The sequence below is a fragment of the Variovorax sp. dw_954 genome, assembly GCF_018449755.1.
GTDB lineage: Bacteria > Pseudomonadota > Gammaproteobacteria > Burkholderiales > Burkholderiaceae_C > Variovorax.
Genome location: NZ_JAAVVD010000011.1, coordinates 141,216 through 153,050 on the forward strand (window position 1 = coordinate 141,216; position 11,835 = coordinate 153,050).

General features: G+C 67.4%; 12 protein-coding genes. All 12 read left to right on the forward strand.

Annotation, left to right across the window (positions count from 1 at the left end):
* Positions 1 to 18 precede the first annotated feature (18 nt).
* Genes HB681_RS18575 through HB681_RS18630 form a run of 12 tightly spaced genes read left to right on the forward strand, consistent with a single transcriptional unit; the run spans position 19 to position 11,798 of the window.
* The gene (locus HB681_RS18575; RefSeq protein ID WP_213956343.1) at positions 19 to 765 is read left to right on the forward strand and encodes a hypothetical protein; all 747 of its coding nucleotides are present in this window, start codon (positions 19 to 21) and stop codon (positions 763 to 765) included.
* 3 nt (positions 766 to 768) lie between these two features.
* On the forward strand, positions 769 to 1,389 hold the full coding sequence (locus HB681_RS18580; protein WP_213956344.1) for a DUF6682 family protein: 621 nt from the start codon (positions 769 to 771) through the stop codon (positions 1,387 to 1,389).
* Positions 1,386 to 1,946, forward strand: coding sequence for a hypothetical protein (locus tag HB681_RS18585; RefSeq protein WP_213956345.1), 561 nt, complete (start codon positions 1,386 to 1,388; stop codon positions 1,944 to 1,946). The genes HB681_RS18580 and HB681_RS18585 overlap by 4 nt, the downstream gene beginning before the upstream one ends.
* A 17-nt stretch (positions 1,947 to 1,963) precedes the next feature.
* The gene (locus HB681_RS18590) at positions 1,964 to 2,401 is read left to right on the forward strand and encodes a hypothetical protein (RefSeq protein WP_213956346.1); all 438 of its coding nucleotides are present in this window, start codon (positions 1,964 to 1,966) and stop codon (positions 2,399 to 2,401) included.
* A gap of 14 nt (positions 2,402 to 2,415) precedes the next feature.
* Positions 2,416 to 3,885, forward strand: coding sequence for a hypothetical protein (locus HB681_RS18595; RefSeq protein WP_213956347.1), 1,470 nt, complete (start codon positions 2,416 to 2,418; stop codon positions 3,883 to 3,885).
* Positions 3,882 to 4,184, forward strand: a complete 303-nt coding sequence (locus tag HB681_RS18600; protein ID WP_213956348.1) for a hypothetical protein — start codon at positions 3,882 to 3,884, stop codon at positions 4,182 to 4,184. The genes HB681_RS18595 and HB681_RS18600 overlap by 4 nt, the downstream gene beginning before the upstream one ends.
* A gap of 3 nt (positions 4,185 to 4,187) precedes the next feature.
* Positions 4,188 to 5,867, forward strand: a complete 1,680-nt coding sequence (locus HB681_RS18605) for a hypothetical protein (RefSeq protein ID WP_213956349.1) — start codon at positions 4,188 to 4,190, stop codon at positions 5,865 to 5,867.
* On the forward strand, positions 5,864 to 8,299 hold the full coding sequence (locus HB681_RS18610; protein ID WP_213956350.1) for a hypothetical protein: 2,436 nt from the start codon (positions 5,864 to 5,866) through the stop codon (positions 8,297 to 8,299). The genes HB681_RS18605 and HB681_RS18610 overlap by 4 nt, the downstream gene beginning before the upstream one ends.
* Positions 8,296 to 8,874 carry a DUF4376 domain-containing protein gene (locus HB681_RS18615; protein ID WP_213956351.1) on the forward strand — a complete coding sequence of 193 codons (579 nt, stop codon included), beginning with the start codon at positions 8,296 to 8,298 and terminating at the stop codon, positions 8,872 to 8,874. Before HB681_RS18610 ends, HB681_RS18615 begins: the two co-directional genes overlap by 4 nt.
* 57 nt (positions 8,875 to 8,931) lie before the next feature.
* Positions 8,932 to 9,552, forward strand: a complete 621-nt coding sequence (locus HB681_RS18620; RefSeq protein ID WP_213956352.1) for a hypothetical protein — start codon at positions 8,932 to 8,934, stop codon at positions 9,550 to 9,552.
* Positions 9,549 to 10,400 (forward strand): hypothetical protein, encoded by an 852-nt coding sequence (locus HB681_RS18625; protein WP_213956353.1) that lies wholly within the window; start codon positions 9,549 to 9,551, stop codon positions 10,398 to 10,400. Before HB681_RS18620 ends, HB681_RS18625 begins: the two co-directional genes overlap by 4 nt.
* Before the next feature lie 3 nt (positions 10,401 to 10,403).
* Positions 10,404 to 11,798, forward strand: a complete 1,395-nt coding sequence (locus tag HB681_RS18630; protein WP_213956354.1) for a methyltransferase domain-containing protein — start codon at positions 10,404 to 10,406, stop codon at positions 11,796 to 11,798.
* Positions 11,799 to 11,835 lie beyond the last annotated feature (37 nt).

An 11,835-nucleotide genomic window follows, 5' to 3' on the forward strand; every position in this document is an offset into this window, starting at 1 on the left:
CACTCTCAGGACTGCAAGATGCAACTCCACGCCTATCGCCGCACCGAAGCCGCCCCCGTCGAGCTCTTCGCGCGCGACTACCTCTTCAAGCCCAATTCGCTGGGCCATGTCGTTTGCGAGGTCGATGACGAACGCGCCGTCGAGCGCCTGCTGTCGATCAGCGAGGCTTACCGCGAATACATGGGCGACGGCGTACCAGCCGTGGCACCAGCCCCCGCACCGGCGCCAGCAGCCGCGACCGCGCCCGCTGCGCCACCTGGCGGCGGCGACGACGGCGAAGGCGAAGGCGAGGGCGAGGGCGACAAGGTGTTCGACGAAGTGCTGCTCGGCTCGGAAGCCCTGCCGCAAGTCTTCGACGTGCTGGGCGCCACCCTCACGCAGGCCCAAGTCATCGAACTGGCATTCGCTCGCAGCGGTATGAACCGCGAAGAGTGGAACCTGAACGACGAAGACGACCGTGAAGCCCTGATCGAGGGCGAAGTGGTCAAGCAGATCCAGGCTGCCGAGCAAGCCGCGGCTGCCATCGCCGAGTCCGAAGCCGCAGCTGCTGCCGCCGCTGGCGAAGGCGAGGGCGCCGCCGACCCGGCCGCGACCCCGCTGGTCATCACGAACGATGCCGGCGAAACGCTCGACCTCAACACGCTGAGCGAGCCGAAGCTGCGCGAGTTCGCGAAGGCGCAGGGCATCACCCTGCCGGGCGGCAAGTCCACCAAGGTCGCAGTGCTGCGCCAGATGGTGGCCGACGGCCTGGCCAAGGCGGAATAAGCCATGAAGGCATCCCGTCCGATCAATCAGGCTCGGATCCTCCTTGCGGACCTCGGAAAGGTGCGCTGGGCGGATGACGAACTGCTGGGTTGGCTGAACGGGGCCCAGCTACAGATCGTGGCGGTGCGTCCTGACGCGAAGGCCACGAAAGCCACCATCAACTTGGTGGCCGGCGCAGACCAGACCATCCCCGTGACCGGCACGCGCCTGCTCGACGTGAAGCGCAACGTCGGCGGGCGGGCCATCACCCTCATCAGCCGCGACCAGCTGAACGAGTTCGACCCGGACTGGTACGCCGCCGACCAGTCGGACACGATCAAGCACTACACGTTCGACCCGAACGACCCGAAGAGCTTCGAGGTTGTGCCCCCGGCCATCGCCGGCACGCAGGTCAGCATCGTGTACGCGGCCATCCCGACGGACTGCGCCGACCTGAACGCGGACATCGCGCTGGACGACATCTACGAGGGCCCGCTGATCGACTGGATCTGCTACCGCGCGTGGATCAAGGACGGCGAAACCTCGCCCGACCAGCAGCGCGCCGCCAACGCGCTCGCGACCTTCATGCAGGCGCTGACCGGCAAGACCCGATCCGACCAGGCCACCCGGCCCGCACGCAAATGAAGACTTGGAGCGCCTTCCTCCCCGACGTGCGCCCCAAGGCGCCGGGCATCCCCGAGTCGATCGCGGAGCACGCTGTACTGCGCGCCGCGCAAGACTTCTGCGACCAAACCCGCGTGTGGCAGCTGGAGCTCGACCCGGTGACGACGCAGGACGGCGTGCTCGAGTACGACATCGAGCTCGGGACTGGCACCGAGCTCGTGCGCCTCGAGTCGGCAACGCTCAACGGCGAGCCCTACGCGGTGTGGCGCAAGGAGGGTGTGGCGTGCGACTCCTACGTGAACACGCCCGACGGCAAGACCATCGAGTTCTCGCGCCCTGTGGAAGCCGGCGCCGTACTGGTGCTGCGCTGCTCTGTGAAGCCTGGCAACCGGGCCGCGGGCATCGCCGACGCCATCTACGACCGCTACGTGGGCGACATCGCCCTGCTGGCTGTGGCCGAGCTCAAGGACGACGAAGGCAAGCGCCAGGCGTACCAGCGCCGCGTCGACCGCATCAAGACCCAACTGTGGCGCGGCAACGCCGCCATCCGCCCGCGTAGCCGTCCCAGCCTGTTCTAACTCAAGGAGTTCGCCCCATGTCTTTCAACACCACCTTCGCCAACGACCTGCTCAAGCTGATCTTGCAGGCCACGGCCATCGCCAACCTGGCCGACAACGCCGCCACGTCGCCACTGACCAGCGTGTACCTGGCCCTGCACACCGCAGACCCCGGCGCAGCTGGCACGCAGAGCACGAACGAAATCAGCTACACCGGCTATGCCCGCGTGGCTGTCGCGCGCACGTCGGGCGGCTGGAGCATCAGCAACAACGTGGCCAACCCGGTCGCCAACATCGACTTCGGCGAAATGACCGCGGGCACTGGCGGCACGGTCACGCACGTGTCGGTGGGCGTGGCCTCGAGCGGCGCGACCAAGATCCTGCTGCGCGGCACGCTGACCCCCAACATCGTGGTCGCCAACGGCGTGACGCCGCGCGTGAAGACGACCTCGAGCCTCACGCTGGTCACGACCTAACCGGAGGGCTGTGAGTGGCCCTCTGGACGCCCGCGGACCTCGCGAACAGCAAAGCATGGTTTGTCGCTGACAACCCATCGAACACGCTTGTCTCGGGGGAACTATCGGTCATCGCCGACAAGTCGGGCGCGGGCTATCACGCGACGGCCCTGAGCGCGGCGACCCGCGGCGCCTTCTCGACCACCCTCAACAGCCGCAACGTGTGGCACTCGGGCACCGGCAAGACTGGCGCCTTCAACCTCGCATCGGGCGCCAACGCGCTGTCGAACGCTGCCTCGGGGCTGACGATCTTCGCGGTTCACCGCATGAATTCCCCCACGTCGGTGGATGACAACGTGATCGCGCACTGGAGTCGCGGGGGCGCTGTCAACGCGCGCTTCACGTTCTCGCGAGCGAACAACTCCGCGGGCGGCGTGGACTGCGGCACGCGCCGGCTGGACTCCGATGGCTACCAAGGGCTGGGCGACAACACCAACTACGGTACCGCGTGGAAGGTGCTGGGTGGTGTTATCAACTACTCGGCCGGTACCGGCCTCATCAGCGTCGACGGCACCGCCACGAGCTCGGGGTCGCTGTCATGGGCAGGCGGCAGCGGGAACACGAGCGCAACGGATTCCGCTGTCACGGCCATCGGTCACTACGACAGCGGGTCCGATGCAGGCTGGTTCGACCAGGACATCGCCGAACTGGTGATGATCCGCGGCGCGCTGGGGACCACCGATCGCCAGCTGATCGAGGGCTACCTGGCTTGGCAGTGGGCATTGCAAAGCAATCTGCCGGGCGGGCACCCGTACAAGAGCGCCGCGCCGACCACTGGCAGCACCATCTCATCCGCCGACGCAGACATTCAGGGTGATTGGGCCAGTTCCATCGTCAGCCAGAAGCTGCTCGGCGGCTTGGGCGACCTGAGCGGTACCGACACCGACGCCTACGACGGCGCGAAGATCCGCGGCGGCGACTCCGTGCTGCACAACAGCGGCGAGACGGATCTGTTCGTCGGCACGGGCGTGGGCGGCGGCGCGGCCGCGCTGAGCGGCAACGACACGACTCTGTTCACCAGCACCACGTTCGTCGGCGCGGTGTGGGCCGCGTCGAACGACCTGGCCGCACTCTTCGACAGCAACGCCATCGCAACCGGCCAGGCCGACCTCATGGCCGTCGGCGATGCCAGCGTGCTCTTCCTGAGCGCCGCGTTCGCCGGCATGGCGGCAACGATCGACGGCCTCGACGACACGCGCCTCTACTCCGGCGCCACTGTCGGCTCGAGCGCGTCGATCGACGGCGTGGGCGACCTGCTGATCGCACCTAGCACGGTGTTCTCAGCGGTGGCCGTCGCCGTGATGGACGCGATCCTGAACGGCCAGGGCATCGCAGTTTCCATTCCGACGGGCGTGGACCCGGCCGGCCTGCTGCGCGTCATGCGCCGGCCAGAAGCGCCGCGCCTCATGCAGCGCCCACCCAGCGAACGAAAGATGACCCGATGACCATTCTTGCCAAGCAACGCAAGCAGCCCGGCGAGACGCTGGACTACGACATCGCCTACAGCGGCTCGGATCTGCCAAGCGGCGACACCATCGTGAGCGCGAGCGCAACGCGCGTGTGCCTGACCGATCCGACCGACACCGCGCTCGACATCATGAGCGTGACCTTCACGGCGAAGCGCTCGAAGGTGTGGCTGGCCGACGGCACCAGCGGCAAGCGCTACAAGGTCACGGTGGTGGCCACCAGCGCGGCGGGCCGCGTCTTCGAGGACGAGTTCACTATCGACGTGCGCGAGGACTGATCCATGAAGATCACCTTGCAGGGCTTCGCTGGATCCAACCGGGCGATGCACCCGAAGCTGCTGCCCGACACCGTGGGCGTCGACTCCGTGAACCAGAACCCCGGCCGCGGCGACCTGCGGCCGTGGCGTGCGCCGCTGAACGTGGCCACGGTACCGAGCCCGCGCCAGACCATCTACCGCATGGGGCGTGACGCGCCGAGCGATACGGTCTACTGGCTGTCGTGGACGGGCGTGGTGCACGCCATGCGCGGCTTCATCCCCGACGACACCACCGAGCGCACCTTCTACACCGGCGACGGCATCCCGAAGCAGACCGACAACACCATCGCCATCGCCTCGGCGCCGTACCCGACGGCCTGGCGCGCGCTGGGCGTGCCCGTGCCGACCGTGTCGCCGATCCTGACCGCACTCACGGCCGGCTCTGCCAGTGACACCGAGATTCGGTACTACGTTTTTACTTACGTGACCGACAAGGGCGAAGAGTCGGCGCCCAGCCCGGTGTCGTTGCCGTGCAGCGGCAAGACTGACGCCACGTGGACCATCAGCAACCTGGCCGCGCCGCCAGCTGGGCCCTACGGCATCAACCGCATCCGCGTGTACCGCACGCAGACCGGCCAGGCCGGCGACACCGAGTTCTTCTTCCTGCGCGAAATCGTCAGCACGCTGGACACGACCACCGACGACCTGCGCGCGCTGGGCGAAGTGCTTCTGACGGACGGCTGGCTGCCGCCCAACCCCGACATGACCAACCTCACGCCGATGTGGAACGGCATGGCGGCGGGCATCGTGCCGGGCGGCTCCGTCCGCTACTGCGTGCCCTACAAGCCCTATGCGTGGCCCGTGGCCTACGAGTCGCTGCCACCGGACGCGAAAGCCGTGGCCCTCGGGCGCATCGGCCAGTCGCTGCTGGTGCTGACCACCGCGAAGCCCTTCCTTGTGAGCGGCGCATCGTCGGATTCGCTGACCGACGAACCTCTCGAGTTCGGCGAGTCATGCGTGTCGTCGCGCTCCGTGGTCAGCTTCGGCCATGGCGTGGCGTGGGCGTGCCCCGACGGCCTGGCGTACTACGGCGCGGGCGGGCCCAAGATCCTGACCAACGGGATCATGACCCGCGACGACTGGCAGGCGATCAACCCGAGCACCATCGTCGGCGGCGCCTACGAGGGCGCATACATCGGTTTCTACACCGTGGGCGGCGTGAAGAAGGGCTTCTGCATCGACCCGGTGAGCCCGGCCGGGATCTACTGGCTCGAGACTGGCTACGACAGCATGTTCTTCGACGAGCTCCAGGACGCGCTCTATGTGCTGGACGGCGTGAACGTGCGCAAGTGGGACGCGGGCGAATCGCTGATGACCGCCACGTTCCGGTCCAAGGTGTTCCGCGCCTACGCCACCAACTTCGCAGCTGGGCGCGTGATCGCCGACAGCTTCCCCATGACCATCAAGCTCGAGGCGCAGAACCTCGAGGCCGCGGCGGTCACGGCCATCCTCGCCGCACGGCCAGGCCGCTACACCGCGCCCAACGCCACGACGCTGCGCTACACCGCGGCGGTCGCCGATCGCAAGCCCTTCCGGCTGCCGGGCGACTTCACCGCGCTGGATTGGCAGGTCGAAGTCAGCGGCACCGCCAGCGTGCAGCAGGTCGTCATTGCTTCCACCATGAACGAGTTGGGCGAGGCATGAGCAAGTACGACAGCCGCAAGAGCGTGCCCGGCTCGAAGTCGAGCAACTTCCTCGACTCGATGCGCGAAACCGTGCAGACCTACCTCGGGTTGCAGGGCGACCGGCTGGACCGCGGCGTGACGCTGCGAGATCTGGCGTCCGTCGGGTTGATCGACGTGAGCAAGACCTACCTTGCGGGCGGCCGTGGCAACCCCATCGCGGACATCAACACCATCATCGTGTCGCCTGGCGGCGGCGGCACCGTGGTGATTCCGGGCATCACCTACGAGCCCGACCTGACCCCGCCACCGACGCCGACGGGCTTTGTCGCGACCGCGGGTATCAGCTTCATCGTGGTGGAGTGCGACCCGCAGACCTACACCCAAGGTCACGGGCACGCCATCACCAACCTGTACGGCGCCAAGGTCGGACCCGGCGCGCTGCCGACCTTCGCGAACGCCGTGCTGCTGGCCAGCTTCGGGGGCACGGTCTATGCCTACCCGACCGAGCCCAACACCGAATGGCGGCTGTGGATCAAGTGGGAGACGAAGGACGCCGTTGAATCGGTGTCTCCAGCTGGGGGCACAAACGGCCTGTCATCGAAGACGGGGCAGAACGTCGCGAACCTGCTGAACGCGCTGTCGATCGCGGCGCGCGACAACGCATCGCCCTACGCGCGCATCGTGTGGCGCGCGGACCAGTTCTACATGATCGCCAACGACATCGGCGGCACCGACGCGCCGGTGTTCTCCGTGGTGGCTACGCCGATGACCGTGGGCGGCGTGAACGTGCCAGTGGGGACGTACATCCGTGACGGCTTCATCATGAACGGCACGATCACCAACGCGAAGATTGCCAACCTGGCCGTCGACAACGCCAAGATCGCGAGCATGTCGGTCGACAAGCTGCTGGCGGGCAGCATCGCCGTCGGCCAGTACATCCAGAGCAGCAACTACGTCGCCGGCACCGCGGGCTTTCGCCTGAACTACTTGGGCAACGTCGAGCTCAACAACGCGGTGCTCCGCGGCAGCGCCTTCATCGGTGCGGGCTCCGCGGGCGGCATCATCATCGACTCCAACCGCATCCGCAGCGCGAACTACGACGGCGCGGGCAACGGCTTCGCCCTACGCGACGATGGCACGCTGGACCTGCCGGGCGGGAGCGTCAGCGCCAACATGCTGAACATCGGCACCGGCGCCAACCTGCTGCCCAACTCGCAATGGGTCGACACCAGCGGCTACAACAACAGCGTGCCGACGGGCTGGGGCTTCGGCTACAACGAGCCGGCCTTCCAGTTCGTTCGCACGCCCGACAACTTCGTTGACTGGTGCCCCGCGGGAATGCACGGCGTCGATATGTGGGCGCAGACCGGGCCCAGCAACAACGTCATGTATATGTGGGTGCCCTTCCCGGTGTTCCCCGGCCGGCGCTACGAAGTGTCGGTCTACGCTGGCGCCCACCGCTGCAACGTCTACACGGACATCGAATGGCACGACGGGTTCAACAACGTCATCAGCTACAGCGCTGACAACGGCATCGGCAACAACCAGGAGGCCGCTGGCGGGCGCACGTTGAGCAACTTCAAGCGCATCGGGTGCTTCGGCGTGGCGCCGAACAACGCGGCGACCGGCTATTTCCGCATCATCAAGAATGGCACGCAATCGGGCGGCGACAGCCATGCGTTCCTTGTCGCGCCATATGCCGGCGCGGCGCAACCACGGCAAACCACTTTTTCCCCCTACAGCCCCTCGGGCGTTGGCACGCGCATCACCCCGCAGGGCATCACCACGCCGAGCCTGCAAGCGCTCACCGGCGTCATGGGCGACCTGTACGCGGGCAGCGTGCGCGGCGGCAGCTACGGGCCGAGCTACAGCTGGCCGGGCGACGGCGGCGGCGGCTTCTACCTCGGGCCGGCCGGGCTGCTGCTGGGCAATGGCAACACCGGACGCTACTTCCAGGTGGAGGCGGGCGGCAACGTCTACGCGCCAGGCTTCAACTGCGTCAACGGTGTCCTGAGCATCTGGCAGGGCAACGTCATCAACAGCGGGAACATCGTGCAGGGCGCGGTGACGTTCGGGCAGAACGGTGGCGGCAACAACTCGGCGCACGTGTATGTCAACGTGCCAGGGGGCGAGGTCTGGACGATCCTGCTGGTGGGGTCGTGCGGCCCGTCGAATCAAGTGCCGTTCGCAATCACGGGCGACATCAGCAACGCCAAGCGCCACTTCGGCCTGACCAACAGCCCCATCGGTGAAGTCATCCAGGCGGTTGAGTACAACTCCAATTACACGGCCTTCGGACCGGTCCCGGTCTGGCAGTTCAGTGGGGGCTCCACGCTCACGTCCACTTTCCAAGTCGGCGGCGGCAGCTACGACTTCCAGGCTTACTGCAACTACGAGGCATACGGCTTCAACACCACCGTGTCCCTCACCGCGATCATGTTCAAACGATGAACGAGCAAGGCCCCATCAACTACACCGTCATCGGCGACCACGGGGAAGTGCTGCACGGCGGCACTGCCGACCAGCTGCCCAACGTCGCCGGTGTAATCCCGCACGCCCAGCCCTCGACGCCCAGCTGGTGGGACGGCGAGCGGTTTGTGGCCATCGCTCCCCAGCCGACCCCGTTCCACGTCTACGACTGGCCGAGCCACGAGTGGCGCATGGGCGGCAGCGTGGAGCTCCATCGCGAGGCGAAGTGGCTGGAAATCAAGCGGGCCCGCGAGGACTTCATCCTGGCCGGCGTGCTCACCCCGTTCGGGCGCTTCGACGCCGACGACGCGGCCGTGCTCAAGGTCACGGGCGTCTATGCCGCGCTGAACGACCTGCCGGCCGGCTGGACGATCGACTGGACCCTGTTCGACAACACCGCGGTGCGGCTCGACAAGGAGCAGTTCCGCCAGGTGGCAATGGCCGTGCTCACGCACGCGACCACCGCGCACGGGATTGCCCGCGACATCCGCGATCGGATCGAGGGCGCGACCGACATCCAGCAGATCCTCGGACAGCGCTGGCCCACGGCCGCGTGATTTCGACCCCCCTTTAATTCCGACCGCCCGTTGGGCCAAATCCTCGGCATGAATCTCATGTCGTTGGTTTTGGCCAAGCACGTTGGCAGCGTCTTAACGCTGCCTCTCGCTGCGACCATCGCCCGCGAAGTGTCGCCGTCGGGCCCTCTGCTGCGCGATCTCTGGCCGGCCGGAGCCTATGGCGCCTACACGCTGCAATCCGAGCGGCTGGTGAGTGCCTACGACGCGCTGCGCGGGCATCGCATGCGCTACCTGGCCGAGACGAACCCCGGCCAGCGCAACGACCTCACCGATTGGGACAGCCTCATGGAGTCCCAGCGCATCGGCGAGCATGTCATCTTCACGGCGCGCGGCCAAGCCGGCGACATCGTGGCGAGCCTGTGGCTGTGGTTCGGGCTCGACCTCGATACCCAGCGCTGGCAAGTGCTCGACGACATCTTCTACGTGCTGCCCGAGCACCGCGGCGGCATGCTGGCCGTGCGGCTGTGGCAGTACGCCGAGCGCTGCATGTTCGCGATCGGCGCGCGTGACGCGCAGTTCCACTCCCGCCTCGACAACGGCGCGCAGCGCATGGCGCGCTACCTCGGCTACACGGCAACCGCAACCAGGGTCAAGAAGACCTCCGACGGCGACTCGTTCGCTGACGTGCCCACGCGGCACACGAAGGCCATCCCATGATCCTTTCCTTTGAACGCCGGCACAGCGCCGGCATGCGCCTGACCCCCATGGGCGGCGGCGGCGGCGGCAGTTCCGCGGCGCAGAACTTCACCGCGATGCAGCAGATCCAGCTGGGCAAGGAACAGCTGGATTGGGCGAAGCAAATCTACGCCGAAGAGGCACCCGACCGTGCCGAGGCCATGCGCATCGGCTCCGAAGTCTCGAATGCCCAGCTGGCGCAAATGCGTCAGCAGATGGAGCTCTCGCAGCAAGCGAACGACGACTACAAGAACACGTACCAGCCACTCGAGCAGAGCCTTGTCAAGGATGCTCAAGAGTACGACACCCCCGAGCGCCGCGCCGCCGAGTCTGCCGCGGCATCGGCCGACGTGGAGACGAAGCTGGCAGCCCAGCGCGCCGCCACGGTGCGCGAAATGGAGCGCGCGGGCGTCAACCCGGCCAGCGGGCGCACGGTCGACTTGCAGGGCTCCATGGACCTCGGCGCCGCGAAGCTCAAGGCCGGCGCTGCCAACGCGGCGTCCAAGGCCGTCGAGACGATCGGCTACGGCCGAAAGATGGACGCGGCCAACCTCGGCCGAAACATCGCATCCAGCCAGGGCACCACGGCCGCACTCGGCCTGCAAGCCGGCGCAGCTGCGAACGCATCGCAGGGCGCAGTGATCGCTGCCGGCCAGTCTGGCAACCAGAACATCAACGCCGCCTACCAAGGCGCGCAGGCGGGCATGTCGGGCGCTGCATCGAACTTCGGCGCAGTGCAAGGCTCGGCTGATGCCGCAGCTGCACGCAAGTCTTCCAACACCGCGGCTGCCGTCGGCGCCGTCGCAACCATCGCCGCCGTGGCGATCTGACGCATGAACTTGATGGACCTCGAGGCAGTGGAAGACGCAACCAAGACCGTGCTCGACATGGGCGTGCGCGTCTTCAATGGGGCGCTCTTCGGTGCCGATGAGCGCGAGCACGTCGCCGTGCTGCTGGCCGTGCTGAACCCGCCCGAGGGCGCGATGGTGCTGGACGCCGGTTGCGGTGTGGGCGAAATGGCCATGCTCATGCAACAGGCCCGCCCCGATCTGGACTTCCTGCTGGTGAACGCCAGCGAAGCGCAACTCGAGCACTGCCCGCCGCAGTTCGGCCGGCTGCGCGCCGACTTCCACGACATGCCCGTGCCTGACGCATCGGCCGATGTGGTGGTGTTCTCGTATGCGATCTGCCAGTCGGGCGATTGGCCCCGCGTGCTGCGCGAGGCGCACCGCGTCCTCAAGCCGGGCGGCGTGCTCTTCATCAACGACATGGCGCGCATGGCCGGCGACAACGCCGAGCTCGAGCAGCAGCTGGGCGCGCATGCCCACTTCCCCGAGGTCGTCGAAGCCATGGCCCGCACGGCTGGCTTCCAGCTGGACACCGCCATCGCACCGCCCGTCACGGTCGACCGCATGCGCGAGCTCATCGGCGACAACGACCTGGCCGACCGGCTCATGGCCGACGTGGTGCCGACCATCTGGCGCTTCACGGCGCTCGAGGGAATCATGCGCATGCTCAATGCGCACGAGGGCCGCGTGGGCTTCCAGTTCAGCGGCGGGCGCGATTCCACGGCCGCGCTGTACCTCCTGCGCCCGCACTGGCACCGCATGACGGTCTACCACCTTGACACCGGCGACCAGTTCCCGGAGACGCGCGCCGTGGTCGACGCGGTGGGCAAGGATGTGCCGATCGTGCGCATCACGACCGACGTTGCCGCGGTGCGCGAAGTGTTCGGCCTGCCGACCGACCTGCTGCCCGCCGACAACACGGGGCTGGGGCAGCTGGTGTCGGGCCGCGAGTTGCGCCTGCAAGGCCGCTACGACTGCTGCGCCCGTGCGCTGATGAACCCGATGCACGCGCGCATGCGCCAGGACGGCATCACGCTGCTGATCCGCGGCCAGCGCGACGACGAGTACGCAACGCCGCCCCTGCGCGATGGCGACGTGGCCGACGGCATGGAATTTCACTACCCGTTGCAGGACTGGAACGCCGAGCGCGTGCAGTCCTACCTCGAGGCGAACGGGCTGCCGGTGGCGCCGTACTACGCCGCTGGCACGCGCCGGGCGCCCGAGTGCATCGGTTGCACCGCGTGGTGGGACGAAGGCCGCGCCGCCTACATGAAGGCGAACCACCCGGCCGAGCACGCCGTTTTCATTCAACGCATGGCCGACATCCGCAGCGAAGTGAATCGCTCGATGGCCTGGCTGCAACACGAAACCGAGGTCTGATATGGGATGGGGTGACGCACTTCAAGCGGGGGTCAAT

Bases quoted from the DNA above. Each gene is read 5' to 3' on its own strand.
- HB681_RS18575 (WP_213956343.1), top strand. From the start codon at position 19: ATGCAACTCCACGCCTATCGCCGCACCGAAGCCGCCCCCGTCGAGCTC.
- HB681_RS18580 (WP_213956344.1), top strand. From the start codon at position 769: ATGAAGGCATCCCGTCCGATCAATCAGGCTCGGATCCTCCTTGCGGAC.
- HB681_RS18585 (WP_213956345.1), top strand. From the start codon at position 1,386: ATGAAGACTTGGAGCGCCTTCCTCCCCGACGTGCGCCCCAAGGCGCCG.
- HB681_RS18590 (WP_213956346.1), top strand. From the start codon at position 1,964: ATGTCTTTCAACACCACCTTCGCCAACGACCTGCTCAAGCTGATCTTG.
- HB681_RS18600 (WP_213956348.1), top strand. From the start codon at position 3,882: ATGACCATTCTTGCCAAGCAACGCAAGCAGCCCGGCGAGACGCTGGAC.
- HB681_RS18605 (WP_213956349.1), top strand. From the start codon at position 4,188: ATGAAGATCACCTTGCAGGGCTTCGCTGGATCCAACCGGGCGATGCAC.
- HB681_RS18610 (WP_213956350.1), top strand. From the start codon at position 5,864: ATGAGCAAGTACGACAGCCGCAAGAGCGTGCCCGGCTCGAAGTCGAGC.
- HB681_RS18615 (WP_213956351.1), top strand. From the start codon at position 8,296: ATGAACGAGCAAGGCCCCATCAACTACACCGTCATCGGCGACCACGGG.
- HB681_RS18620 (WP_213956352.1), top strand. From the start codon at position 8,932: ATGTCGTTGGTTTTGGCCAAGCACGTTGGCAGCGTCTTAACGCTGCCT.
- HB681_RS18625 (WP_213956353.1), top strand. From the start codon at position 9,549: ATGATCCTTTCCTTTGAACGCCGGCACAGCGCCGGCATGCGCCTGACC.
- HB681_RS18630 (WP_213956354.1), top strand. From the start codon at position 10,404: ATGAACTTGATGGACCTCGAGGCAGTGGAAGACGCAACCAAGACCGTG.